This window comes from Flavobacterium algoris, from assembly GCF_048158525.1.
In the GTDB taxonomy this organism is placed as follows: Bacteria; Bacteroidota; Bacteroidia; order Flavobacteriales; family Flavobacteriaceae; genus Flavobacterium; species Flavobacterium algoris.
The window spans coordinates 1-25,282 of the sequence record NZ_JBLNKT010000008.1 but is presented as its reverse complement, the minus strand read 5'-3'; the positions used below and the strand labels follow the sequence as shown (position 1 = coordinate 25,282).

Genomic DNA, 25,282 nt, shown 5'->3' with positions numbered 1-25,282 from the left:
GGTGGTATATCCACTATTCATTATAATTAAACTTTTTTTGTTGGTATTCCAACATTCAAACTTTTATTTTACAATTGAAAATGAAAATAAATAGCCCTGTTAAAATTTTATTGGTCGATGATCTTCCTGAAAATTTGTTTGCCTTAGAAGTAATCCTTTCTAACGAAAATTATTTGTGTGTAAAAGCAAATTCTGGTAATGAAGCATTAAAAATTCTGCTGCACCAACAAGATTTTGCCATCATATTAATAGACGTACAAATGCCGATGATGGATGGATTTGAAACCGTAGAATTAATTCGTCAAATAGAAAAACTTAAACATGTTCCGATTATTTTTCTAACGGCAAGTATGGATAATTCCGCACAAATTTATAAGGGGTATCAGGCTGGTGCAGTCGATTATATGATAAAACCACTTTTACCAGAAATATTAAAAGCAAAAGTGTCCGTTTTTGTGGATTTATATAAAAAAAACCAAGAATTATTAATTCAAGCAGAACAACTAAAAAAGCTCAATACCGATCTTAAGGCCCAAAAATTACTTTCAAAATATTCTCTTAGTCTTATTGAAGCAAGTCACGACCCTTTATTTGCCATTAGTCCCGAAGGAAAAATAACAGACATGAATAATGCATCAGTAAAAGTAACTGGAATATCACGTGAAAAACTAATTGGAACTGATTTTTTTAATTATTTCACTGAACCACAAAAAGCAGGTGAAGTGTATCAAAAAGTATTCGAAAAAGGATTCGTTGCCGATTCTCCATTAATACTTCGTCATAAAAACGGCAAGTTAACAGAAGTATTATTCAACGGATCAGTATATAAAGATGATAAAGAAAATGTGCTTGGAGTTGTTATTGTTGCCAGAGACGTTACGGATCAAAAAAGAATTGAAAAAGAATTGATTGAAGCCAAGGTTTTTGCTGAATTAGCCACAGCAATTGCTGAAGAAGCAAAAATAAATGCTGAAAGTGCCACCATTACAGCTAAAAATGCGGTAAAGGCTAAACAGCAATTCTTGTCGAATATGAGCCATGAAATTCGTACACCAATGAATGCTATTATTGGATTTACAAAAGTGGTATTAAAAACAGATTTGTCAACTAAACAAAAGGAATATTTAAATGCCATTAAAATAAGTGGTGACGCATTAATCGTTCTTATCAACGATATACTTGATTTAGCAAAAGTAGATGCAGGTAAAATGACATTTGAGAAAACGCCTTTCAAAATGGAATGTACCATTTCAGCTATGCTTCATTTATTTGAAGCAAAAATTCAAGAAAAAAAATTAAACTTAGTCAAAATATATGATCCAAAAATACCTACAGTCCTATTAGGCGATTCGGTTCGTTTGCATCAAGTTATTTTAAATCTGGTAAGTAATGCGGTGAAATTTACAAGCAAAGGAAAAATTACGGTAAGTGTTTATTTATTACATGAAGATAATGATAAAGTAATTCTTGAGTTTGCGGTAGCAGATACAGGAATTGGTATTTCTGAAGAAAAAATAGGAACAATATTTGAAAATTTCCAGCAGGCAACCAGCGGAACTTCAAGATTATATGGTGGAACTGGGCTAGGTCTGGCCATTGTAAAACAATTAGTAGAGCCACAAGGCGGTAGTATTCGTGTAAAAAGCATAATTAATGAAGGATCGACATTCAGCTTTACATTATCTTTTGAAAAAACAAATGCCGATACAGCCTTAGAGAATGAAATGTTAGAGTTAGATTCAGAAATAAATAATATAAAAGTTTTAGTGGTTGAAGATATTGCACTCAATCAATTACTAATGAAAACACTTTTAGAAGATTTTGGATTTGCTAATGACATTGCTGAAAATGGTAAAATAGCTATTGAAAAACTTAAAGAAAATGATTACGATATCATTTTGATGGATTTGCAAATGCCAGAAATGAATGGTTTTGAAGCTACAGAATACATTAGAAATACAATGAATTCCACAATTCCTATTATTGCATTAAGCGCTGACGTAACAACTGTTGATGCAGATAAATGTAAAGCATTAGGAATGAATGATTATATGGCTAAGCCAATTGATGAAAGGCTGTTGTATAGTAAAATAGTTGGTATCTTAAACAAACCTAAACGTGCTAAAGTCAATACAATTTTTGAAAACGAAGAAAATCCAAAGAAAAAACTAAGATATATCGACCTTACTTATTTAAATCAGAGAACAAAATCAAATCCAAAATTAATGATGGAAATGATTTCGCTCTATTTAGCACAAACCCCTCCAATAATAGATACAATTAAACAAAGTTTTGCTGACCAAAATTGGTCTTTATTAGGAGCTGCAGCTCATAAAATGATTCCGTCTTTTTCAATAATGGGAATAAGTCCCGATTTTGAAAACTTAGCAAAAAAAATTCAAGAACTTACAATGGCCCAAGAAAAATCAAACGAAATACATGATTTAGTGCTACAACTTGAAAAAATTTATTTACAAGTATGCGCTGAATTAGAGGAAGAACTAAATATAATTAAAAATAACATATATTGAATATCGTCAATCTGTTACCTACTAAAATTCAAAAATTCATTTGAGTAATATGTCATAAATCATAACCCATTTATAAATTTATAAAACATATTTTATTACTTTTAAAAAAAAATTATTGCCTTTTAATTATAAGGTATCATGAAGTACTGGATGTAACAAAAAATTTATAGTCTATTCTGTAATTATAAATTAAAATACATATTTAATATATTATGAAATTAGCTAAAAAATCTGCTCCGAATAAATTGCCTCCGGAAAAAGAAGTCAAAAAAAAATCTTTTACTGTCGTAGCCATAGGAGCCTCGGCAGGAGGACTCGAAGCTTTTAGCCTTTTATTAAAAAATTTACCGCCAGATACCGGTATGGCATACATTTATGTCCAACACCTGAGTCCTGACTATAAAAGTTTACTGACTTCCATTTTATCCAAAATTACTAAAATGAAAGTGCAGGAAATTGATAACATGGAAAAAATGGAACCCAATAATGTTTATGTAATTCCACCAAATAAAGTAATTGAGGTAATTAACGGACACATTCGATTGCTTCCCCGCATTAAAGAAAACATTCCCAATCTAACCATTGATCTTCTCTTTTCCTCACTTGCTGAAACCCATAAAGAAAATGTTATTGGCATCATTCTTTCCGGTTATGCAAATGATGGCATGATTGGGCTTAAAGCCATTAAAGATGCTGGAGGAATAACCTTTGCGCAAGATGATACGGCTCAAGCCAGCAGCATGCCTAAATCGGCAATCTCTTCAGGAATGGTGGATTATATTTTATCCCCCGAAGAAATTGCCGCCGAATTAGTTCGTCTCAGCAACAATGGTTTTCCTAGAAGTGATGAGAAAGAAAAAGTGAAAGAAAAACAGAAAAACAAAGAGGCTATTATTGAAAATAAGAACTACGATATAAATACCATTTTTGAACTTTTACTCAAAGAAACCGGTGTGGATTTTAGCCACTATAAAATGCCAACCATTAAGAGGCGAATAAACCATAAAATGCATCAATATGGAATAAAAACAATACAGGAATATGTAACGTTTTTACTCAAAAAAAATACCGAAATTGAAATTCTATACACAGATTTATTAATTAATGTAACTAGTTTTTTTAGGGAAACCGAAACTTTCCAATTTTTAAAAACCGATCTCCTAACAACGCTTTTAAATAGTAAATCCACGGAAGAAACCCTTCGGATATGGGTTCCAGCTTGTTCTACAGGACAAGAAGCCTATTCGATTGCAATGATTATTGCTGAATTGCAGGATAATAAAACAACCAAAATACCGGTCCAAATTTTCGCAACTGACCTAAGCGAAAGGGCAATCAATAATGCCCGCAATGGAGAATATTCCCAAAGTGATTTGGAGAATATTCCCCCAAAATATTTGTCCCGTTTTTTCACTAAAGTAGGAGACAATTATCGCATTATCAAAGAACTTCGTGAAATGTGTATCTTTGCACCCCACAATATTTTACGAGACCCTCCTTTCTCCCGCATGGACTTTGTCAGTTGCTGTAACCTTCTTATTTATTTTGATTCAGCCGCCCAGAAAAAAGTCTTTGCATCGCTTCATTTTGCATTGAATGAAGGAGGCTATTTAATGCTTGGCAAAGCAGAAAGTATAGGAACCTCATCGCAACTTTTCACTTTAATAAATAATAAATTCAAAATCTATTCTCGAAAAAATAATTTGGGAGTGAGAAAGATCCTTGAATTAACACCTCGTTTTACGCGTACAAATATGTCAAGTAAAAAAACAACGACTCCTTCTAAAAATATAAGTGTAAATCAAGAAAATCTTGAAAACGCTATTGATTCAACACTTCTTACCAGTTATATGCCTGCATGTGCAGTAGTCAATAAAGACATGGAAATCCTCCAGTTTAGAGGTCCGGTCTCCTCCTACCTGGAACATGCTTCCGGCAAAGCCAGTCTTAATATTTTAAAAATGGCCAGGCCAGAATTTGCTTTTGAACTCCGTAATGCGATTAATAAAGCAATCGAAACGAAACAATCCGTGTACAAATCAGGCATTGAAATAAAAATCGAATCTGTTTTACGATTAATGTCTTTTGAAGTTTGCCCCTTGAAAATTGAGTGGGAAGAACCACTGCTTCTGATTGTTTTTAAACCTCAGGAACAAATAGAAAAATTTATTGAATCCGATTCCGATAAAAAGAATACAATCAAAGACTTAAAAATAAAAAAACTAACCGAAGAGCTGAATATTACGCGCACAGAGATGATTGCTATCATTGAAACGCAAGAAACTATCTATGAGGAATTGCAGGCCGCAAATGAGGAGATCGTTTCCTCAAATGAAGAATTCCAGACCTTAAATGAAGAGCTTGAAACCTCAAAAGAAGAAATTGAAGCCACGAATGAAGAGCTTATTTCTACTAACCAGGAATTACAAATGCGCCATGATTTGTTAATCGAATCCTATGAATATTCAGAAGCTATTATTGCTACCATTCATGAGCCAATGCTTATTTTGAATAAGAATTATCATGTAATATCAGCTAATAAATCTTTTTACAAAAAATTTCTTGTTGATAAAGAAGAAACCGAAGGACAATTATTATTTGATTTAGGAAATAAACAATGGAATATTACAAAACTTCGGGAAATACTAAATGATATACTTTCCAAAAACAGCAGTTTTGAAAATTTTGAAGTTACCCATACTTTTTCGGGAATTGGAGAAAAAATAATGTTGCTTAACGCTCATTTAATTATTCAAAAAACAAATAAAGAACAATTAATTCTTCTTGCTATTGAAGATATAACAGATCGTTCTCGTTATTACCTTAAAGAAAAATATTCCCTTAGTCTTATTGAAGCAAGTCTTGATCCCTTGACAACGATCAGTAATGAAGGTAAAATTACAGACATGAATCAGGCAACCGTGACTATTACGGGGATATCCCGTGAAAAATTAAAAGGTTCTGACTTCTTTGGGTATTTTACGGAACCCGAAAAAGCTCGTGCTGTTTATCAGGAGGTATTTGCCAAAGGCTTTATTACAAATTCTCCGCTTAAACTGCGCCACAAAAGCGGTAAATTGACCGATGTATTATTAAATGGATCTGTTTATAAAGATGATAACGGAAATGTGCTGGGCGTAGTTATTGTTGCCCGAGATATAACGGATCAAAAAAGAATTGAATCCGAATTGATAGAAGCAAAAGTATTTGCAGAGTTAGCAACATTAATAGCGGAAGAAGCAAAAAGTAAAGCGGAACAAGCCACACGAATTGCTGAAGATGCGATGAAAGCAAAACAACAATTTTTGTCAAACATGAGTCATGAAATCCGGACTCCCATGAATGCAATCATTGGATTTACCAAAGTAATCTTAAAAACAGAATTATCAGATAAACAAAAAGAATATCTAAATGCGATTAAATTGAGTGGTGATACCTTAATTGCATTGATTAATGACATCCTCGATTTAGCAAAAGTGGATGCCGGTAAAATGACTTTTGAAAAAAAACCATTTAAAATGTCCGTTTCCATTGCTTCAATGCTTCAGTTATTTGAAACAAAAATTCAGGAAAAAAATTTAAAATTAGTCACAAATTACGACACACAAATACCTGATGTTCTTTTAGGTGACTCTATTCGATTACACCAAATAATTTTGAATTTAGTAAGCAATGCCGTCAAATTTACTTCTGAAGGAACAATTGTGGTCAATATCAATTTATTGTTTGAAGATGAGGATAAAGTAATTATCGAATTTGCGGTTACCGATAGCGGAATTGGCATTCCAGAGGATAATATTGATTTAATATTTGAAAACTTTCAACAAGCTGCTAATGGAGCTTCCAGTCTTTATGGAGGGACAGGTTTAGGACTGGCTATTGTCAAGCAATTGGTAACATCCCAAGGAGGAAATATTCGTGTTAAAAGTAAAATTAATGAAGGCTCTACTTTTAGTTTTACGTTACCTTTCCAGAAAACAAAAAACCCTACTGAATTAGAAATTAATTCAAACGAAACACATATCTCACAAAAAAACATAAAAGTATTAGTTGTAGAAGACATGCCACTTAATCAACTATTGATGAAAACCATATTGGATGATTTCGGATTTGAACGTGACATTGCTGAAAATGGAAAAATTGCTATCGAAATGCTACAATCCAAATCCTATGATATTATTTTAATGGACTTGCAAATGCCCGTAATGAATGGGTTTGAAGCTACAAAATACATTCGTGACACCATGAATTTAAATATCCCAATTATTGCTTTAACTGCTGATGTCACCACAGTTGATTTGGAAAAATGTAAAGCTGTGGAAATGAATGATTATATCGCTAAACCTATTGATGAAGAATTATTATTCAATAAAATTGTCGAGTTAACTAAAAAACTATAAAACATAAACGGTCATAACTGAAGCAGATTTACATAAATACAGTATACTTCTTATTATCAACACCATACAGTCGGTAAAAAATTCATTTATTTTTTAACAAAGGGTTAATGCTATAACTTTTGTCAGTAATCTTATAACATATTTTAAGATCAACGGTTCATCTTTGTTTAGTGATAAATAAGTCACTAATAAACATCCAAAGAGATGAAATTTAAAAAGGCATTATCCACTCTAGCAGCATTACTTGTAGTTTTTATATCTAATTGCAATAACGAAATGGATGAGGATTTAACCACCAATATGTCTGCAGTTGGAAAATCAGCTAATTCGATTTCTGATATAAATGCCGTTAATGAAACATAATATAGAACCAAAAATTGGTTCATTGGCTGCAGTAAATCTTGGTATTGCAGGAGATTTTTGCGATTCTATCAAAAACAGGAATTACAGATGTGTACAAATCAGCTATTACAGGTGATATTGGTTCAAGCCCAATAACTGGTGCTGCCATATTAGTTCGATGTACAGAAGTAGTAGGAACAATATACACAGTTGATGCAGCAGGTGCTCTTCCATGTAGTGTAACTAACACTACTAGATTAACAACAGCATTGGTGATCTGCAAACTGCATATACTGGCGCAGCTGGAAGAACTAATCCTGAATTTCTGAATTTAGGTGCTGGAAATATTGGTGGAAAAATACTTACACCGGATTTATATAAATGGACAACTGCGCTTAATATTCCAACTGATATAACTATTTCCGGTAGTCCAACTGATGTTTTTATTTTTCAAGTAGCCGGAACTCTTAAATTGAGTTCTGCTGTTAGAATTACATTAACAGGAGGAGTACAATCCAAAAATATTTTCTGGGTAGTTTCAGATGCGGTCATCTGTGGAACCACCAGTCATTTTGAAGGAAACATATTAGGAATGACAAGTATTAATTTACAGACTGAAGCAACAATAAACGGAAGATTGTTAGCACAAACAGCGGTAACGCTTCAAATGAATCCCGTTATACAACCACAATAAATTAAAAAAATTAATTTTCTAAGAGGCTGCATAAGGACAATCTCTTTTTTTTATCGGAGAAAACAGCATAATAATGACAATCTGTGAATAATGTAAGTCTTTTGCAAAATCATATAACTTCTATACTATACAATCACCTTACTTTTGATTAGGTTTTTAAATCGCTTAATATGTGCTCTTTAGTTTCTTAATTTTAATTCTTAAAAAAAACACTTTTCTAAATTATCAACGTGTATTTAAAGTTAATGAGATTCAAAAACAATAAGTAAATAAAAAATCAAACATTAAACTTAATAAATTTCTAAAACTAAAAATTATGAATCTAAAAAGAATCTTTGGAGCATTACTTACTGCTCTTGGAATAGGTGGTCTTATTTATACAGCTGTATTATTTTCTGGTACATCTGGTGAAATGAGAGATGTTAAATCGCTAATTATTTACGGTGTGCTAGGTATTATTTTCTTCGTTTCTGGAATTAGTTTAGTTCGTACAACAAAAGACGAATCATAAATTTTTCTTAGCATTACCTTCAAAATATTAATCTGAAATATTTAAAAAACTTTATTAAAAATAATATTAGAATAAAAATCTGCGTGAATATCATAACTATTTCTAAAAATTATATAACACATTTTTTACTAAACATCCCCAACTTAGTATACTAAATATCAGTCATCTAAAAAAGAATTAAAAGAGGATTGATAGTAAAATTAAATTTAAAAATAATAGTATGAAAAAGCTACTTTTTATTAGCATTTTAGCCGGTTTTGCATTGTTTTTTAGTGCTTGCTCTACAGGTTATGTTTCTGAAGAACCTTCTTATATAGAAGTGAATAGATCACCACGCCCAAGCAGTGATTATATATGGATTGATGGTGGCTGGGTATGGAGAAATAATAACCGAAACTATGAACAAAGAAATGGTTATTGGACCAAACAAAATAATGGTCGTGGTCACAAAAAAGGGCATTGGAAAAAATCGCAACGTGGATATCGCTGGGAAGAAAGCAGAAGATAGAATAACTCTTTAATCAAAGAGGTTGTTAAAAAAGAATTTGATCACAAATCAATAATGCAACAGGATAAGTTTATAGCTGTTTTTATTAAAAAACCAGAATAATGTAAACTTTGTGAATGACAGCGATTTATTTGTGATAAAAAAACAAATTTTTTTTTTAACAACCTTTTTTATATCAATATGTGAAAGTTGTAAATCATCCTTTAAATTATGTAAGACATTAAAAAAGGCTAAGACTTAACTTTACAGTATTAGAAAATACAACATAAAAAATTAAAAATGAAAAGTACAACCACAGCAACTGATAAAAAAGCACCGCTAAAAGAAGGTAAAGGAAATTCAAAAAAAGCGATCCCGGAAATAAAAGAAGATTGTCGCAATGTTTTTGTAGAAGAATTAAAAGAAATTTACTTTTCTGAAAAAGCATTAATAATTTCCATTCCCATAATGATTAAAAATGCAACTACTGAGGAATTAGTAAATGCTCTCAAAGTACATCTGAAATTTACGCAAGAACATATAAAACGCCTAGAAATGTTTTTCACTTCGATAGGTGAAGCTGCCATTATATTAAAATACGAGGCAATGTATGGCTTAATTAAGCCTTAGAAATCAAATATTGATCATTCAAATTAACAAAAAATGCCAATAGAAACTGTTAATTAGATTTAAGTCAGTCAATTATCTAAATTAGTAATTCAAGAACTTTTAAACCAGAAACTCATTTGCATTAGCAGTCTTTCAGGTTTTTTTTAGCATTAATTACAATAAAAATAATCATTAAATTAAGTTAGGTAACAGCTTTTCTGATTTTCCAGATTGGCGAAACGGCATCAAGAACATAGAGGTTTTCCAATCTTCCGTCTATGACCAACGAATAAGTACACGAGCTTGATAACCGTTAATCAGAATATTTCAAAAGAATGTTATCTAACTTAATTTTTTGAAAATAATTGAATTAATAGACCTTACTGTTAATTCTAAAAAAAGTAATAAATCGGAATTTTATATTGAATACTTAGAAATCTCGTTTGAAATTATTTTCCTGACCAGAAGTATGCTGAGGCAAGGCTTCATCGTTAGTAATTATCAAAGCGAGTTTTCTGAAGGTATTAAAACTACAATAGACTTATTAAATGAAACACTCTATTTATTTTTACAAATAATTAAAAAACAACTCGTTAAATATAATTATCTTTATATCAACAATCTAAGAGTATAAAAAACATGAAAACACACGAATTATTCAAAACAAAAAAAGTGGGTTCCATCGAATTAAAAAATAGCATTGTTATGGCACCTATGACCCGATGTAGAGCAATTGACAATGTTCCTAATGAACTTATGAAGGAATATTATACGCAACGTTCCAATGCTGGATTGATTATAACTGAAGGAACATCGCCATCGCCCAACGGTCTTGGATATGCCAGAATTCCAGGAATATTTAGTGAGCTACAAGTAGTGGGCTGGAAAACAATAACAACTGCAGTACATAAAAACGGAGGAAAAATAATTGTTCAATTAATGCATTCTGGAAGAATTAGTCATCCTCTTAATATGCATAAAGATGCTCACATCCTTGCCCCTTCCCAAGTAAAAGCGGCTGGACAAATGTGGACTGACTTGAAAGGATTACAGGATTTTGTTGTTCCAAAAGAAATGACACCACAAGAAATTCTTCATGCCAGAACAGAATATGTTGCCGCCGCAGAAAATGCTTTATTTGCAGGATTTGATGGTGTAGAATTACATTCGGCAAATGGTTATCTATTAGAAGAATTCCTTTCACCAATAAGCAATATTAGAACTGATGATTATGGCGGAAGTATTGAAAATAGATGTCGGTTTGTACTCGAAGTAGTAGCCGCCGTTGCAGATGCCATTGGAAAAGAAAAAACTGGTATTCGTTTATCACCATACGGAGTAGCCAGTGATATGCCGCATTATCCTGAAATTAAAGCCACTTATGATTACTTATCTAAAAAACTTAATAAACTGGACATTGCCTATATTCATCTTGTAGATCATTCCGCTATGGGCGCACCACCAGTTCCTTTAGAAATAAAAAAATTGATTCGACACAATTTTAAAAACACTTTGATTCTTTGTGGTGGCTTTGATCAAGAAACTGCCGAAGCAACAATTGAAAGTGGTTTAGCGGACCTCATCGCTTTTGGACGTCCGTTTATCAATAATCCTGATCTAGTGGAACGATTTAAAAACAATTGGCCTTTATCACAAGACCTCAATATGGATTTATTTTATACTGCTGATGAGAAAGGATATACTGATTATCCCGTTTATAAAGCTTTACAAAAGAGTTAGTTTAGCCTCGAGCATTCAAAAAAAATAAAACTTAAAATGAAAGATATATCCCAATTGTTAGCTTTACTAGGTGATGAAAAGGACTCCTTGTTGAATCATGTCTGTAAAACTATTCCGAAAGATCAAATTCATTTGCCAAATCCATCACATATCGATAGCGTTTTTTTGCAAAGCAATCGAAATAGTCAAATAATTCGCAGTTTGACACAGCTATACGATCACGGCCGACTTTCTGACACTGGTTATATTTCTATTTTGCCTGTAGATCAAGGAATTGAGCATACTGCAGGAAGTTCCTTTTCTCCAAACCCTATTTATTTCGATCCAGAAAACATTGTGAAACTAGCTCTGGAAGCGGGTTGTAATGCCGTAGCATCTACTATGGGCGGACTGGCTATGTTATCCAGAAAATATGCGCATAAAATTCCGTTTGTGGTAAAACTCAATCACAACGAACTAATGACCTATCCCAATAAATATGATCAAATTATGTTTGGGAGTGTACGAGACGCCTGGAACATGGGTGCTATAGCGGTTGGCGCCACTGTTTACTTTGGCTCTGCCGAATCGGACAGACAAATCATAGAAATCGCGAAGGCTTTTGAAGAAGCGCATAATTTAGGAATGATTACAATTCTTTGGTGTTATTCCAGAAATGATGGCTTTATTAAAGATGGCATCGATTATAATACGGCTGCAGATATAACCGGTCAAGCCAATTACTTAGGGGTTTCAATACAGGCGGATATAATCAAACAAAAGCTACCAACAAATAACGGTGGTTTTACAGCTATAAAATTTGCCAAAACTAATGCAGATATGTACACCAAATTAGCCAGCGACCATCCCATAGATTTATGCCGCTATCAGGTGCTAAATTGTTATTCCGGTCGCATCAGTATGATCAATTCAGGCGGTGAATCAAAAGGGGAAACTGATTTGGCGGAAGCCATAAAAACTGCCGTTATAAACAAACGTGCCGGTGGAGCTGGAATGATTATGGGCCGAAAAGCTTTCCAGCGACCCTTTAGTGAAGGCGTAAAACTCATAAACGCCGTACAGGAAATTTACCTCGCAAATGAAGTTTCCATAGCTTAATCTTTTATTTATAAATATTCCACGCTCCTAATCTTTAGAGTAGCATCTATATAGTAAAGTCTGGGTGTGCCAGTAGGAATATTTATTTTAGCGATTGCTATCGGACCGATATTTTCTAAATACATCATTAGTGCCCTAAGGCTATTCCCATGAGCCACTATCAAAATATTTTTGCCGGATTTTAGCTTTGGCTCTATTTCTTGTTTATAATACGGTACGATTCTATTGTAAGTATCTTCTAAACTTTCGCCATCAGGAGGACGAACTTCATAACTTCTTCTCCACATTTTCAACTGATTTTCTCCGTACTTTTTTGCTACTTCCGCTTTATTAAGGCCTTGTAAACTTCCATACATTCTTTCGTTTAAAGCTTCATTCTTAATAACAGGAATTTGGGTTTGTTTCATTTCTTCTAAGATAATTCTCAAAGACTCCTCTGCCCTTTTCAGTACTGAAGTGTAAGCGCAAGAAAACTTCAACCCTTTTAACTTGATTCCTGCACGCTTTGCTTCTTCTTCTCCCAAAGAAGTCAATGGTACATCCAGATTTCCTGTAAAACGATTCTCTAAATTATAGATGGATTGGCCATGCCGAATAAGTGCTAATAAAGCCATATTATGTTATTTACTATTTCATTTGTATACCTGATCCTAATAAATATTTAGAAAAAATCCTTTCAAATAACTCAAAAATAGCATAAAAACTAATGCTTTTTTATATCCTACTAATATCGGTATAATAACTGTAAAAAACCAAAAATCTATTTTTATTAAACTAAAAAAAACAAGCTTCCCAAAAAAATTAATTAATCGAAAACAAAATATAAAATACTGATTACAAATACTATATAATCATATAAATCGGCATCGTATAATTTATTTTTGTAAATTTATAATGCTATTTGATAGGAATATAATTCTATTTTAAATGAATCCTATTTTAAATGTAACTGAATAAATCGGTAGCATAGTAACGAAATAGAAACGCTCCAAAATGAATACGCTCGAAACAAAGAAATATTTATTTTCAAAAGGAATCGATTCCTATTTAGAAGGCGTTCACAAAGGCTATCAATTTACCGTTCGTTTTTTTAAAGAGGCATTTATACTTCCTTTTCATTGGCGTGAAATTATTAATCAGTGTTTCGAGATTGGATTAAAATCACTTTCCTTAATAACACTGACCGGTTTTATTGTAGGTGTTGTTTTTACAAAACAATCACGACCCTCATTGGAAACTTTTGGGGCAGTTTCCTGGTTGCCTTCATTAATTGGGATTGCCATTGTAAGAGCTTTAGGCCCATTAGTAACAGCACTTATTTGTGCCGGAAAAGTAGGTTCCAGTATCAGTGCCGAATTAGGTTCGATGAAAGTTACGGAGCAAATTGAGGCGATGGAAGTATCAGCAATTAATCCTTTTAAATACCTAGTGGTTACGCGGGTAATTGCAACAACAATTTCCATTCCTGTACTGGCATTGTATTGCAGCTTTATAGGGCTATTGGGTTCGTATTACAATGTTCATAATGAAGAGATGACAAGTTTAGAAATTTTTTATAAAAATGCTTTTTCAAATATTTCTTTTTTGGATATTTTTTCATCAGTAACCAAATCCATTGTTTATGGATTTACAATAGGAATTATAGGTTGTTACAAAGGATTTTTTGCTACACAAGGGACTCGTGGCGTTGGTAAAGCAACCAATCAAGCGGTAATACTTGCCATATTTCTTATCTTTTTTGAAGAGGTTGTCATTGTACAGGTTGTGAATTGGATTCGATATTTTTAAACATGGAAAAAGACAAAATACAACATAGTATCAATAAAGAAGAATCGGTTATAACAATCAAAGGATTGTATAAATCCTTTGGAGAATTGGACGTTTTAAAAGGGATAGACTTAAGTATTTACAGAGGTGAAAACATAGCAGTTCTGGGTAAATCCGGCTCTGGTAAATCAGTATTAATAAAAATCATTGCCGGTTTATTAAAACCTGACAAAGGAGAAGTAACCGTATTAGGAAAAAAAGTTACGGAATTAAATGGAAAAGAATTAGATGAATTGCGGCTACGCATTGGATTCTCATTTCAAAGTAGTGCTTTATATGACAGTATGGATGTCTATCAAAATCTGGCATTTCCATTGACAATGAATGTAAAACACCTCACTAGAAAACAGGTGGATCTTGCTGTAGAAGAAGCACTGGATGCAGTAGGTTTAAAAGATAAAATAAAGGAACTTCCTGCAGACCTTTCCGGAGGACAGCGCAAGAGAATAGGCATAGCCCGTACTTTGATTTTAAAGCCCGAAATAATGTTGTATGACGAACCTACATCAGGTTTAGATCCGATTACATGTGCCGAAATTAATACGCTTATTATTGAAGTGCAACAGCAATACAAAACAAGCTCCGTAATTATTACACATGATTTAACATGTGCAAAAAATACCTGCGACCGTATAGCCATGTTGATTGATGGAACGTTTTCGAAAGTAGGAACATTTGAAGACGTTTTAAATGCAGATGATGATCAAGTCAAAAAGTTTTTTGCTTATAATTTTATACAATAAACCATGAATGAATCACCAAATAAACGCGCTGTAATTGTAGGTCTCTTTATTTTTTTAGGATTGGTATTTCTAATCGTTGGTATTTTAATGGTTGGTAATTTACATGAAACCTTCAAAAAGAAAATGGAATTGGTTTCTCTATTTGATAATGTAAATGGACTTCAAAAAGGCAATAATGTTTGGTTTTCAGGCGTAAAAATAGGAACGGTAGGTACTATAAATATCGATAGTAAAACGCATGTTTTAGTAAGCTTAGAAGTAGAGAAAAAAGCACAAGATTACATTCGTAAAGATGCCAAAGTTAAAATAAGTACAGACGGACTCATAGGAAACAAAGTGATTGTTATTTATGGTGGCACTCCAAAGTTCAATGCGGTCCAAGAAGGAGATACTTTAGCTGTTGAGAATTCATTTTCTACAGAGAATATTCTGAATACTTTACAAAAGAATAATGAAAATCTACTGGCAATCACTACTGATTTTAAAACAATCAGCAAAAAGTTAACTACGAGCGAAGGAACTGTTGGAAAATTATTGAACGACAACACCTTGTACAACAACGTAAATTCAGTGACAGTATCACTTAATGATGCTTCCGCAAAAGCAAAACAACTAATCAGTTCCCTGAATGATTTTAGTTCAAAGCTGAATAACAAAGGAACTCTTGCAAATGAATTAGTAACCGATACAATCGTCTATGCTACTATAAAAAAGTCGGTTCTACAATTGCATCAAATGACTGAAACTGCTAATTTATTTGTAAACAATCTCAAAGAAGCTGGCAATAATCCCAATACAACTATTGGCGTTTTGTTTCACGATGAAGAATCAGGCACTAATTTAAAAAAAACCATTAAAAATTTAGAAAGCAGTTCCGAAAAACTAGATGAAGATTTGGAAGCAGTCCAACATAATTTTTTATTAAGAGGTTATTTTAAAAAGAAAAATAAGGAAGTTAAAAAGAATGCTGTAGAAAAATAAAATGTGAGAATCTTGTAAATTCTTTAAAAAGTTATATAACATTTCCACTTCCCTTGCTTCTCATCTTTGTAACATGAACTTTTCAGTATTCATGTCTTGTGAATTTAATCGCGTAAAGACAAGGATTTATAAAAAATCATCACTAAAAAAACACTGTTTTAACTTAAATAAAATTGAAAAAACATGAAACCACAAATTGGAATTACAGAAGATCATTTAAAAAAAAGTATAGCGATTCTTTCTTCAATATTAGCAAATGAAATGACATTATATATCAAATTAAGAAAATTTCATTGGAACGTATCAGGCGAAAGTTTTATGGAACTTCATAAATTATTTGAAGGTCAATACAGACTAGTAGAAGAATCAATCGATGAAATTGCGGAACGTATCAGCAAATTAGGCGGACAAACTATTGGGACAATGAAAGAGTTTTCAGATTTAACGACACTTAAAGAATCTCCACATCAATATCCCACTCAAAAAGAAATGCTAAAGGAATTATTACAAGATCATGAAAAGGTTATTGTTCATCTGCGAGAAGACATTGACCTGAGTACCCAAGAAAATAAAGACGCTGGAACTGCCGATTTCCTAACCAGTTTAATGGAATTACATGAAACAATGGCTTGGACTTTAAGACGCTATTTAGACTAATTTAAATAAAAAAAATTAACCCAAAAACAAAATGGAAAAATTAAAAAAAGAAGTTCCCTTAGTCTCTAATAGTTATTGTAAAGTTGGTAAAATTACCGCAAAAAAACATTTTGAAGAAGAACAATCAATAACAGAAACTGAGTTTGAGAAATTAGACGAAAATTTACCTTGTATAATGATTTAGCCATTTACATAATTAAAAAGCCTTTTTTGTTAATCACTCCTAGAGCGGTTAATGAAAAAGGCTTTTTTATAGATGCCGTTTTTTTGAGAAAAAACTACAACAATCCAAATGTGGGAATGATGCAACTTATTCATAAAGTTCTGTAACATTCAAGGATTCCATCTTAGCCACCTTTGCATTAACTAATATAAATGAAAATTAAAATGAAAAAAATCCTACTACTTTGTACCTGCTTAGCATTTACAATAGCCTCAAAAGCACAGACTGAAGACAAAAAATGGAACATCGGTCTTCATACTGGTATCACCCAATATCAAGGGGATCTTGGTAATAATTTTTATAAAACGGATAAAGCATTTTATGGTTTTGGCGGTGTATCTGTATCGCGTTATTTGGGTCGTTATTTTGATTTAAATTTTCTGGCTTCAAAAGGAACAATTGGTTACAATAGTCCTTCAGGAAGTTTCAAGAGTGATTTCAATTCGGTAGCATTAAATTTAAGATTTAATATGACTGGACCGGAATCTATAGTAAGGCCTTATGCATTTGTAGGAGTTGGCGCTATGTTGTTTGACAAAGATTTAAACTTTGACCAAGATAGAATTGATTACGCTTTACCTACTGCGGGTGGTGGATTAAATTTCAGATTGAGTCCCGTAATTATGCTTAATTTACAGGAAACCTTCAGTTATTCTAATAAAGATAGAAGAGACGGTGTAATTGCAGGCAAAAAAGATGCTTACTTGTCTCACATGGCTGGTTTAACTTTCAATTTTGGAGACAAAAAAGATGCTGATAACGATGGTGTTTCAGATCGTAAAGATACCTGTCCTAACACTCCAGCGGGAGTAGCTGTTGATGCAAACGGATGTCCTTTGGATAAAGACAAAGATGGCGTGGCTGATTATTTAGACACCTGTCCGGATGTTGCGGGAACGGCATTATTAAATGGCTGTCCTGATTCTGATAATGATGGTGTAGCTGATATTAACGATAAATGTCCTGATACTAAAATGGGAACCAAAGTTGATGCAACAGGTTGTCCAATGGATAATGATAAAGATGGAGTAACAAATGATTTAGACCGTTGCCCAGATGTTGCGGGTCCATTGAGTTTAAATGGTTGCCCTGATTCTGATGGTGATGGTGTTGCTGATATGGATGACCGTTGTCCTACTGTTAAAGGAACTATGGAAAATAAAGGATGTCCTGAAATTACAAAACAAGATGTACAACGAATCACCTATTTAGGAAGTAAAATATTCTTCGAAAATAATAGTGAAAAATTAAAAGTTGCTTCTTTAGTACAATTGGACGAATTAGTAACCTTAATTAATAAATATCAAGCTTCTAATTTGGTTATCGAAGGACATGCTGACAGTAATGGCAGTGATGCTTTCAATTTAGAATTATCTCAAAAACGTACGGAATCCGTTAAAAAATATTTAATGGAAAAAGGTATTGCTGGCTCTAGATTGACAGCAGTAGGATATGGTGAAAGCAAACCAATTGCCAGCAACAAAACTGCTTTAGGTCGTGCAAAAAACAGACGAGTAGAGTTGAAAATGAACTACTAAAAATAATAAGATTAGGTTAGGTTAGGTTTTTGGTTAAGGGCTGTTGGTGACAACAGCCCTTTTTTTGTTTATCAAAACAACCATTTAACAACAAAATAAAAACATGTGAATTATATAATTTTATCCTAAAGTTATATAATGTTTTTCAGAACTAAATAGCTGAAATTTAACTTATTGAAAGTCATAAGTTACAATTAGTTGCTAAACGGCATCACCTCTATTAACTATTAAAAAAAACAGAATGAAAACTACAAAAAAATTAGGCATTTGGATGGATCATTCTATTGCACATTTAATGGAATTTACATCTAAACATTTTGAAATAGAAACGATTGAATCAAAATTCACTAATGCTGTAAAAAATCAAAGTCTAGCAAAAAGTGAAAAGACAATGTACAACAAAGAAAAAGGGTTACTTCAAGATTATTACAAAAAACTGGGAGAAGCCATTAAAAATTACAAACGAGTAATTCTATTTGGACCTACTGATGCAAAGACTGAATTATTTGACTTATTAAGTGAAGATGAACGCTTTTTGAAAATTGAAATTAAAAATACAGATAAAATGACTGCAAATCAACAACATGCTTTTGTTAGGGACTATTTTTCAAAAGCATAACCCTTTTTACAAATCATTTTAAACAATAGAATAATGCAAACAAGAACTATAGGAATCGGAATGGTAATAATTGGAGTACTATTGATGCTTTATAATAGCTTCAACTACGTAACTACAGAAAAAGTAGTAGATATAGGCCCAATACAAATAAACAAAGAAGTAAGCCATCCAATTGCATGGTCGCCCATAGTTGGGATAGTATTAGCTACAGGAGGTATTGTTTTAATAGTTAGTAAAAACAAACAACTTGCCTAATAATTACGCTACTAAAAACTGTGAATATTACAATTTAAATATAAATTTCTATAACAAATTTTGTTTCGATAGTCTGCAACTTTGTAACTAACAATATAATTCTATTAAACTGATAGTCATTAATTTAAATTTAAAAAAAAATGAACACAGATAAATCAATCGACGTATTTAATACACTTATCGAAATTAATAACGACAGGATAGAAGGTTATAGGACTGCTTCAAAAGCAACAGAAAAAAATAGTTTAAAGAAACTATTTTTGGAGTTTCAACAAACTAGTCTGAAATGTAAATTAGAACTTATAAAAGAAATTAAAAAATTAGGAGGAATCCCAAGAGAGACAATTAAAATCAACAACCAGTTTTTTAAATTTTGGATTAATCTTAAAGCCGCTCTTATTTGTAAAGACAGTAAGGATGTAATTAACCATTGTGAATCACACGAACATATTACTGGATTATATTATAGAAATGCATTACTATTTAAGGTGAAGAATTTGAGTCTTGAGCAGCAAATTATGCTACAAAAACACTATTCATTGATAAATATCGACAACTCAAAAATAATTAACTTAAGAAAAATATTATTTGAAAATAAATGTTTTTATTAAAACAATGAATAACTATTCTATTTAAGTAATTCATCACACCGATATTTACCTACTTATTACATTAGTTTTTTCATATTTATTTAAAATATTAAATTTTGATTTTTATCCCCAAAAAAATCAAAACGCCATAGAATAAACTAATCTCATCCAGTCTATTAATCTCAATAAAAATATTCTATTTTGATTCTATATTTAAAAAATACATTTAACGATGTTGGCAAAGTAACGCTATTCACAAAACGTTTTTTTAGCGAAGTCTTTACACCTCCATATGAAATGAGAGCCTTTGTTAAGCAATGTTATTCCATTGGATATAAATCGTTACCATTAGTTACTATAACAGGTTTTATAATGGGATTAGTTCTTACGCTTCAGTCAAGACCAACTTTAGCAAAATTTGGCGCTGAATCTTGGTTGCCTGGAATGGTCGCCCTATCCTTGATAAGAGAAATTGCACCTGTAATTACGGCATTGATTTGTGCTGGTAAAGTTTCATCCGGTATTGGAGCAGAGTTGGGTTCGATGAAAGTAACGGAACAAATTGATGCCATGGAGGTTGCGGCAATTAATCCTTTCAAATATTTAGTAGTAACGAGAATATTAGCCACTACGCTTATGATTCCGGTTCTAGTAATTTATGCTGATGGTATTGGAATTTTTGGAGGATATATAGGCGTAAATATGCATAATGATGTTAATCTGGTACGGTATACTTCACAAGTTTTTGAATCCTTGACCTTTTTAGATATTATACCAGCCACTATTAAAACATTTTTCTTTGGATTTTTCATAGGAATGATAGGATGCTATAAGGGTTTTACCGCTGCAAATGGAACTGAAAGTGTGGGTAAAGCAGCAAACTCAGCAGTAGTTACAGCTTCACTTACTATTTTTATTATAGACATGCTTGCGGTACAATTAACTGATTTATTCTTCTAGAAATGATACAGGAAAAAACAAACATAGATGCTGATAAAACTACTATTAAAAATGCTCCCATAATAGAAATAAAGGATTTGCATAAAGCCTTTGGAGATAACGAAGTACTAAAGGGAGTCAATCTCTCTGTAAATAAAGGAGAAAATTTAGTAGTATTAGGAAAGTCAGGATCCGGTAAATCAATAACCATAAAATGCATCATTGGATTAGTCATGGCAGATAAAGGCGAGATTAATGTATTTGATACTGATATTACCAAAATAGATGCTAAAGAGCTGAATGAAATTAGAGTTAGAATTGGATTTCTATTTCAAAATGCCGCACTATACGACTCTATGAGTGTCAGGGAGAATCTTAGTTTTACATTGAGACGACATGTAAGCGGTTTATCAAAAGAGGAGTTACAAAATGAAATTTCAGAAGTATTAGAAAACGTAGGTTTAGCAGATGCTATTGATAAAATGCCTTCAGAATTATCTGGCGGTATGAGAAAAAGAGTTGGACTAGCAAGGACTCTTATTTTAAAGCCTGAAATAATATTATATGATGAACCCACTACTGGATTAGACACCATTACTTCTAGAGAAATAAGTGAATTAATATTAGACCTTCAGAAAAAAAATAAAACAAGTTCTATAATTATTACCCATGATATGGCTTGCGCAAAACATACTGGAGACCGGATAATAATTTTAAAAGATGGTATAATTCATGCTGAAGGTAGTTATGAATCGCTAGAAAAAAGTAACGATGAATGGGTTCGTTCTTTTTTTATTTAAAAAGAAAATTAAGAAATAAATTAAAAATTATGAATAAAGAATCTGGGTTCCAATGGAAATTGGGAATGTTTGTAATAATTGGATTAGTGCTTTTTGTAGCTACAATATATTTCGTAGGAAAACAGAAAAATCTATTTGGTTCAACATTTCATTTAAAATCAAACTTTAAATCCGTAAGCGGCTTAGAAGTAGGCAATAATGTACGCTTTTCAGGTATTAATATTGGTACTGTAAGTGATATCGAATTAGTTACCGACTCCTCTGTAGTAGTGAGTATTTCGATAAAAGATGAGGTTCAACAATTTATTAAAACGGATGCAATAGCCAGCATTGGTTCAGATGGATTAATGGGAGACAAGGTATTAACTATATCACCAGGAACTAATTCGAATAAATCAGTAAAAGACAATGATGTAATTGCCTCAAAAAAGCCTATTGACATGGAAGATGTCATGAGTAGTGTAAAAAAAAGTGTGGATAATGCAGGAATTATTACTGCCCAATTGGCTCAATTTACTTACAACATGAACAATGGAAAAGGTACTTTATCAAAATTAATGACCGATCAAGAATTTGCTGCTAGTTTAAAAAACACTCTTGCTAACTTAGAAAGTAGTTCAAATGAATTTTCCAGTTTCACTACTAAAATGAATAACGGAAAAGGTGCTTTAGCAAAACTGGTCAGCGATGAAAAAATGGGAAAAATGGTTGACTCAACCTTAACCAATGTTAAAACAGGAACAAAAGGACTTAACGAAGTTATTGAGGCTGCTAAACATAATTTTTTATTAAGGGGTTATTTTAATAAACAGAAAAAAGCGGAAGAAAAAAAACAACAAGAATTAGATGAGCAGCAAGAATTAGAAATGAAAAAAGATTTAAAATTTGTTGAAGACAATAATGCGAAAAAATAATTTTAACACTAAAACACTTAGCTTTAAAGCACTTAAAGTGAGAATAATACAACTTTAAAATAAAGTTCTATAACACTTCGTTATAAAGCTGACAGTACCTTTACATAGTAATCAAAATATTTTTATAATTTAAAAAAAAAAAAGAAATGAAAAAAATTAATGTTATTCTGTCTTTCATTCTACTTGGATTTTTATTGAATTCATGTAACAATGACAATACAACACGTAGTTATCCGTACTCAGTACGAATGACTGATGCTCCAGGTCCGTATGATGAAGTAAATGTAGATATACTGGGTGTAGAAGTAACTGGCGATGCCGGACAAACAGTGACACTAAATGTGCGAAAAGGGATCTATAACCTACTTAATTTTTCTAATGGAGTAAGTACGCTAATTGCCACCGATTCATTGGAAATTTCCAAAGTCGAGCAAATAAGACTTATACTAGGAACTGAAAACACGGTAAAAATTAACAACGTAAGTTATCCTTTAAGCACACCTAGCGCTGATCAAACCGGGTTAAAATTACAGGTTCACCAAACGCTTGAACAAGGCATATTGTATAGTGTCCTTCTTGATTTTGATGCTAATAAATCTATTGTTAGTACTGGTAACGGAGCCTATAAATTGAAACCGGTAATTAGAACAGTTGAAGCAGCAATAAGTGGCTCAATAAAAGGAAAAGTTACTCCTGCAGGTAGTATGGCTGTAGTTACGGCTGTTGATGTTCTTACCAATTTATCCTATTCAACAAATGTAAATGCAAGTGGAGAATTTTTAGTTATGGGACTTCCTTCAGGAACGTATAATGTAACTATTACTCCTGTATCGCCTTTAGCTCCAGTGACCAAAAGCACTATTGTAGTCACAACCGGTAATACAACTGATCTAGGAACTATAATTCTTCTATAAAAGAATATCGTTTTCTAGAATGTATAATTTTATAATAAAAATTAAACTTTTAGAAGCATGCTTTTATTGAGCGATACTTCTAATAGTTTAATTTTTTTAGCATTCGAAAAAAGAAGTTTAAATCAACCAAAAAATAATATCATGGAAACCGAAAAAGATCTTAACGATGCTATTCTAAAAATTACTTTGAAAATACGAAATGAATATCCTGAACTACTGAAATATTTAGTAGAAATGCCCGTAACAATTCCTAATACAAATAGTCCAGAAATTAATATTAAAATATTGAAAGATTATTACGAATCATTGAATTCATTATTAAAGGAATATACTCCAAATCATTCTGAAACAGCAAATAAATAAACCTGTAATTATTTTTATGACAAAGATATACAGCCATTTGGAGCAACTTTTTGAAAAACTTGTTTCAACAGTAACAACAATACTTGGTAATCCTATTACATTTATTGTCGCCTTATGTTTCGTACTTTGGTGGTGGATAAATAATTTATTTACAACAAGGGATATACATCAAATTATTGGAGATATTATTTTTGGAGTTACCTTTTTAAGCTTATTTATTATCCAAAAATCATTTAACCGATTTTCGGCTTCTTTACATTTAAAAGTAAATGAATTAGTTTCATCTCATGAAACTGCCAGTAATGCTGTACTGAACGCTGATATAAAAACAGAACGAGAAATAACGGAACTTTCAAAAGAATACAGTGAACTAGCTGAAAAAATAAAAGAATTAGACGATGAAATTTAATCTGTTAGCTTTTTGTTTATTTTAAATTTATTAGTTCTAAAACAAATCCGTGAATAATATAAGTCTTCACTAAAATTGTGTAAGTCATTTTGACGCTAATTCCCTCAACTTTGCAAAGTGATGAATATTTTTTCATTACTTAAATAAAACAGCAATGAACAGCACAGAACTTGAAGGGAATTGGGAAGAGCAAAAAGGAAAATTAAAACAAAAATTTGCAGCTTTAACTGATAATGATTTACTTTTTAAAGAAGGTATGAAAGACGAAATGATTGGGAAGCTTCAAATAAAATTAGGTAAAACCAAAGAAGAATTACTTAAAATTATTGAAAACCTGTAAATAATTGTATTTGTAAGATATCTTATTTATTTACAACTATTTCTCTTAAATTAATTACCTGATTAATACCCTAAAATAATTCAAACTTGCGTAACTAGATTGTTCTAGTTTGAATTATAAAATGGTAAAAATAAAGATACTCTCTCTACTCTTCAAAAAAAAACATATGAAAACAAGAAAAAAATTTTATACACTTGCCCTAACAACATATATGGCAGGATCCGTATTAGTAGGATGTCAGACTTCAACTAAAAAAGAAGAAATAGCCAAAGATAAATTAGCCGATGCTCGAGAAGATGTACAAGATGCTAAAGAAGAATTGATGAACGCCAGAAAAGAAGCAACTGCCGAGGAGTGGAAAGCATTCAAAAATCAAACTAATATTGCAATCAATGAAAATGAAATACGAATCACTGATTTGAAAGCAAAAATGAAAAAAACCGGAAACTCTATTGATGCTTTGTATGCAAAAAAAGTGGAGGAACTAGAACAAAAAAATAAGGATATCAAATTTAAAGTTGAAACCTATAAAAACGATAAAGCCAGCGATTGGGAATCATTTAAACGAGAATACAATCATGACATGAGCGAACTGGGTCAAGCTTTAAAAGACATGGCAGTTGACAATAAAAAATAACAATACTGTCTAGTCCTGAAAAAACGATACAGGATTAATAAAAAATAAAAGTACAATTTTTAAACAGTAGTAAGCTCCGGTTTACTACTGTTTTTTGTTTTATAGGTTCTCATTTTAATTA

Annotated in this window: 28 protein-coding genes; 26 read left to right on the top strand and 2 right to left on the bottom strand. The window is 31.9% G+C overall.

From position 1 onward, the window contains the following. The first annotated feature begins 80 nt into the window (after nt 1–80). Both ACM55I_RS06285 and ACM55I_RS06280 read left to right on the top strand, forming a co-directional pair. Nucleotides 81–2,531, top strand: a complete 2,451-nt coding sequence (locus ACM55I_RS06285) for a response regulator (RefSeq protein WP_416845904.1) — start codon at nt 81–83, stop codon at nt 2,529–2,531. Nucleotides 2,532–2,743: 212 nt separating this feature from the next. Next, entirely contained in the window at nt 2,744–6,931 is a 4,188-nt protein-coding gene (locus ACM55I_RS06280; protein WP_416845903.1) for a CheR family methyltransferase, read from the top strand. A gap of 185 nt (nt 6,932–7,116) precedes the next feature. On the opposite strand, the gene ACM55I_RS06275 is transcribed toward ACM55I_RS06280, so the two are convergent. Further along, entirely contained in the window at nt 7,117–7,317 is a 201-nt protein-coding gene (locus ACM55I_RS06275) for a hypothetical protein (RefSeq protein ID WP_416845902.1), read from the bottom strand. A 21-nt stretch (nt 7,318–7,338) separates the two neighbouring features. Between ACM55I_RS06275 and ACM55I_RS06270 the strand changes: the two genes are divergently transcribed. From ACM55I_RS06270 to ACM55I_RS06240, 7 genes are all read left to right on the top strand, one after another. Beyond that, nucleotides 7,339–7,602, top strand: coding sequence for an ice-binding family protein (locus tag ACM55I_RS06270; protein WP_416845901.1), 264 nt, complete (start codon nt 7,339–7,341; stop codon nt 7,600–7,602). Further along, on the top strand, nt 7,530–7,967 hold the full coding sequence (locus tag ACM55I_RS06265; protein ID WP_416845995.1) for an ice-binding family protein: 438 nt from the start codon (nt 7,530–7,532) through the stop codon (nt 7,965–7,967). Before ACM55I_RS06270 ends, ACM55I_RS06265 begins: the two co-directional genes overlap by 73 nt. 316 nt (nt 7,968–8,283) lie before the next feature. Then, a complete protein-coding gene (locus ACM55I_RS06260; RefSeq protein ID WP_416845900.1) occupies nt 8,284–8,478 on the top strand; it encodes a hypothetical protein in 195 nt (64 codons plus the stop codon). A gap of 220 nt (nt 8,479–8,698) precedes the next feature. Continuing rightward, on the top strand, nt 8,699–8,986 hold the full coding sequence (locus tag ACM55I_RS06255; protein WP_416845899.1) for a hypothetical protein: 288 nt from the start codon (nt 8,699–8,701) through the stop codon (nt 8,984–8,986). 279 nt (nt 8,987–9,265) lie between these two features. Further along, nucleotides 9,266–9,595, top strand: coding sequence for a DUF892 family protein (locus tag ACM55I_RS06250; RefSeq protein WP_416845898.1), 330 nt, complete (start codon nt 9,266–9,268; stop codon nt 9,593–9,595). Nucleotides 9,596–10,213: 618 nt separating this feature from the next. Beyond that, nucleotides 10,214–11,314 carry an alkene reductase gene (locus tag ACM55I_RS06245; protein WP_416845897.1) on the top strand — a complete coding sequence of 367 codons (1,101 nt, stop codon included), beginning with the start codon at nt 10,214–10,216 and terminating at the stop codon, nt 11,312–11,314. A 36-nt stretch (nt 11,315–11,350) separates the two neighbouring features. Further along, nucleotides 11,351–12,412 (top strand): class I fructose-bisphosphate aldolase, encoded by a 1,062-nt coding sequence (locus tag ACM55I_RS06240; protein ID WP_416845896.1) that lies wholly within the window; start codon nt 11,351–11,353, stop codon nt 12,410–12,412. Between the two features lie 8 nt (nt 12,413–12,420). Here the strand turns inward: ACM55I_RS06240 and ACM55I_RS06235 are convergent, their stop codons facing one another. Continuing rightward, nucleotides 12,421–13,026: a 2,3-bisphosphoglycerate-dependent phosphoglycerate mutase gene (locus tag ACM55I_RS06235; RefSeq protein ID WP_416845895.1), complete on the bottom strand. Its 606-nt coding sequence runs from the start codon at nt 13,024–13,026 to the stop codon at nt 12,421–12,423. Nucleotides 13,027–13,405: 379 nt separating this feature from the next. Here ACM55I_RS06235 and ACM55I_RS06230 point away from each other — a divergent pair, with 379 nt between their 5' ends. From ACM55I_RS06230 to ACM55I_RS06150, 17 genes are all read left to right on the top strand, one after another. Next, complete coding sequence (locus ACM55I_RS06230; protein WP_416845894.1) at nt 13,406–14,200, top strand: MlaE family ABC transporter permease; 795 nt, start codon at nt 13,406–13,408, stop codon at nt 14,198–14,200. A gap of 2 nt (nt 14,201–14,202) precedes the next feature. Next, nucleotides 14,203–14,982, top strand: a complete 780-nt coding sequence (locus ACM55I_RS06225) for an ABC transporter ATP-binding protein (RefSeq protein ID WP_416845893.1) — start codon at nt 14,203–14,205, stop codon at nt 14,980–14,982. A 3-nt stretch (nt 14,983–14,985) separates the two neighbouring features. Then, nucleotides 14,986–15,963 carry an MlaD family protein gene (locus ACM55I_RS06220; RefSeq protein WP_416845892.1) on the top strand — a complete coding sequence of 326 codons (978 nt, stop codon included), beginning with the start codon at nt 14,986–14,988 and terminating at the stop codon, nt 15,961–15,963. Nucleotides 15,964–16,146: 183 nt separating this feature from the next. Continuing rightward, nucleotides 16,147–16,620, top strand: coding sequence for a Dps family protein (locus ACM55I_RS06215; protein WP_416845891.1), 474 nt, complete (start codon nt 16,147–16,149; stop codon nt 16,618–16,620). 31 nt (nt 16,621–16,651) lie between these two features. Beyond that, the gene (locus ACM55I_RS06210) at nt 16,652–16,804 is read left to right on the top strand and encodes a hypothetical protein (RefSeq protein ID WP_416845890.1); all 153 of its coding nucleotides are present in this window, start codon (nt 16,652–16,654) and stop codon (nt 16,802–16,804) included. A 203-nt stretch (nt 16,805–17,007) separates the two neighbouring features. After that, nucleotides 17,008–18,381: an OmpA family protein gene (locus ACM55I_RS06205; protein WP_416845889.1), complete on the top strand. Its 1,374-nt coding sequence runs from the start codon at nt 17,008–17,010 to the stop codon at nt 18,379–18,381. A gap of 241 nt (nt 18,382–18,622) precedes the next feature. Beyond that, nucleotides 18,623–19,000, top strand: coding sequence for a hypothetical protein (locus tag ACM55I_RS06200; RefSeq protein WP_416845888.1), 378 nt, complete (start codon nt 18,623–18,625; stop codon nt 18,998–19,000). Nucleotides 19,001–19,033: 33 nt separating this feature from the next. Continuing rightward, nucleotides 19,034–19,255: a YidH family protein gene (locus tag ACM55I_RS06195; protein ID WP_416845887.1), complete on the top strand. Its 222-nt coding sequence runs from the start codon at nt 19,034–19,036 to the stop codon at nt 19,253–19,255. A gap of 140 nt (nt 19,256–19,395) precedes the next feature. Then, entirely contained in the window at nt 19,396–19,866 is a 471-nt protein-coding gene (locus ACM55I_RS06190; protein ID WP_416845886.1) for a PA2169 family four-helix-bundle protein, read from the top strand. A gap of 180 nt (nt 19,867–20,046) precedes the next feature. Then, the gene (locus ACM55I_RS06185; RefSeq protein ID WP_039107335.1) at nt 20,047–20,805 is read left to right on the top strand and encodes an MlaE family ABC transporter permease; all 759 of its coding nucleotides are present in this window, start codon (nt 20,047–20,049) and stop codon (nt 20,803–20,805) included. 2 nt (nt 20,806–20,807) lie between these two features. Continuing rightward, nucleotides 20,808–21,584 (top strand): ABC transporter ATP-binding protein, encoded by a 777-nt coding sequence (locus tag ACM55I_RS06180; RefSeq protein WP_416845885.1) that lies wholly within the window; start codon nt 20,808–20,810, stop codon nt 21,582–21,584. Between the two features lie 29 nt (nt 21,585–21,613). Next, nucleotides 21,614–22,498, top strand: a complete 885-nt coding sequence (locus ACM55I_RS06175) for an MlaD family protein (RefSeq protein ID WP_416845884.1) — start codon at nt 21,614–21,616, stop codon at nt 22,496–22,498. Between the two features lie 146 nt (nt 22,499–22,644). Continuing rightward, nucleotides 22,645–23,412, top strand: a complete 768-nt coding sequence (locus ACM55I_RS06170) for a DUF4382 domain-containing protein (RefSeq protein WP_416845883.1) — start codon at nt 22,645–22,647, stop codon at nt 23,410–23,412. 141 nt (nt 23,413–23,553) lie between these two features. Then, nucleotides 23,554–23,775, top strand: coding sequence for a hypothetical protein (locus tag ACM55I_RS06165; protein ID WP_416845882.1), 222 nt, complete (start codon nt 23,554–23,556; stop codon nt 23,773–23,775). Between the two features lie 16 nt (nt 23,776–23,791). Beyond that, on the top strand, nt 23,792–24,184 hold the full coding sequence (locus ACM55I_RS06160; protein WP_416845881.1) for a low affinity iron permease family protein: 393 nt from the start codon (nt 23,792–23,794) through the stop codon (nt 24,182–24,184). Nucleotides 24,185–24,338: 154 nt separating this feature from the next. After that, nucleotides 24,339–24,524, top strand: coding sequence for a CsbD family protein (locus tag ACM55I_RS06155; protein ID WP_416845880.1), 186 nt, complete (start codon nt 24,339–24,341; stop codon nt 24,522–24,524). A 166-nt stretch (nt 24,525–24,690) separates the two neighbouring features. Beyond that, nucleotides 24,691–25,161, top strand: a complete 471-nt coding sequence (locus tag ACM55I_RS06150) for a sll1863 family stress response protein (protein ID WP_416845879.1) — start codon at nt 24,691–24,693, stop codon at nt 25,159–25,161. Nucleotides 25,162–25,282 lie beyond the last annotated feature (121 nt).

Coding starts and splice junctions, on each gene's coding strand:
- ACM55I_RS06285 (WP_416845904.1), top strand. CDS start 81: ATGAAAATAAATAGCCCTGTTAAAATTTTATTGGTCGATGATCTTCCT.
- ACM55I_RS06280 (WP_416845903.1), top strand. CDS start 2,744: ATGAAATTAGCTAAAAAATCTGCTCCGAATAAATTGCCTCCGGAAAAA.
- ACM55I_RS06275 (WP_416845902.1), bottom strand. CDS start 7,317: ATGAACCAATTTTTGGTTCTATATTATGTTTCATTAACGGCATTTATA.
- ACM55I_RS06260 (WP_416845900.1), top strand. CDS start 8,284: ATGAATCTAAAAAGAATCTTTGGAGCATTACTTACTGCTCTTGGAATA.
- ACM55I_RS06255 (WP_416845899.1), top strand. CDS start 8,699: ATGAAAAAGCTACTTTTTATTAGCATTTTAGCCGGTTTTGCATTGTTT.
- ACM55I_RS06250 (WP_416845898.1), top strand. CDS start 9,266: ATGAAAAGTACAACCACAGCAACTGATAAAAAAGCACCGCTAAAAGAA.
- ACM55I_RS06245 (WP_416845897.1), top strand. CDS start 10,214: ATGAAAACACACGAATTATTCAAAACAAAAAAAGTGGGTTCCATCGAA.
- ACM55I_RS06240 (WP_416845896.1), top strand. CDS start 11,351: ATGAAAGATATATCCCAATTGTTAGCTTTACTAGGTGATGAAAAGGAC.
- ACM55I_RS06235 (WP_416845895.1), bottom strand. CDS start 13,026: ATGGCTTTATTAGCACTTATTCGGCATGGCCAATCCATCTATAATTTA.
- ACM55I_RS06230 (WP_416845894.1), top strand. CDS start 13,406: ATGAATACGCTCGAAACAAAGAAATATTTATTTTCAAAAGGAATCGAT.
- ACM55I_RS06225 (WP_416845893.1), top strand. CDS start 14,203: ATGGAAAAAGACAAAATACAACATAGTATCAATAAAGAAGAATCGGTT.
- ACM55I_RS06220 (WP_416845892.1), top strand. CDS start 14,986: ATGAATGAATCACCAAATAAACGCGCTGTAATTGTAGGTCTCTTTATT.
- ACM55I_RS06215 (WP_416845891.1), top strand. CDS start 16,147: ATGAAACCACAAATTGGAATTACAGAAGATCATTTAAAAAAAAGTATA.
- ACM55I_RS06210 (WP_416845890.1), top strand. CDS start 16,652: ATGGAAAAATTAAAAAAAGAAGTTCCCTTAGTCTCTAATAGTTATTGT.
- ACM55I_RS06205 (WP_416845889.1), top strand. CDS start 17,008: ATGAAAAAAATCCTACTACTTTGTACCTGCTTAGCATTTACAATAGCC.
- ACM55I_RS06200 (WP_416845888.1), top strand. CDS start 18,623: ATGAAAACTACAAAAAAATTAGGCATTTGGATGGATCATTCTATTGCA.
- ACM55I_RS06195 (WP_416845887.1), top strand. CDS start 19,034: ATGCAAACAAGAACTATAGGAATCGGAATGGTAATAATTGGAGTACTA.
- ACM55I_RS06190 (WP_416845886.1), top strand. CDS start 19,396: ATGAACACAGATAAATCAATCGACGTATTTAATACACTTATCGAAATT.
- ACM55I_RS06180 (WP_416845885.1), top strand. CDS start 20,808: ATGATACAGGAAAAAACAAACATAGATGCTGATAAAACTACTATTAAA.
- ACM55I_RS06175 (WP_416845884.1), top strand. CDS start 21,614: ATGAATAAAGAATCTGGGTTCCAATGGAAATTGGGAATGTTTGTAATA.
- ACM55I_RS06170 (WP_416845883.1), top strand. CDS start 22,645: ATGAAAAAAATTAATGTTATTCTGTCTTTCATTCTACTTGGATTTTTA.
- ACM55I_RS06165 (WP_416845882.1), top strand. CDS start 23,554: ATGGAAACCGAAAAAGATCTTAACGATGCTATTCTAAAAATTACTTTG.
- ACM55I_RS06160 (WP_416845881.1), top strand. CDS start 23,792: ATGACAAAGATATACAGCCATTTGGAGCAACTTTTTGAAAAACTTGTT.
- ACM55I_RS06155 (WP_416845880.1), top strand. CDS start 24,339: ATGAACAGCACAGAACTTGAAGGGAATTGGGAAGAGCAAAAAGGAAAA.
- ACM55I_RS06150 (WP_416845879.1), top strand. CDS start 24,691: ATGAAAACAAGAAAAAAATTTTATACACTTGCCCTAACAACATATATG.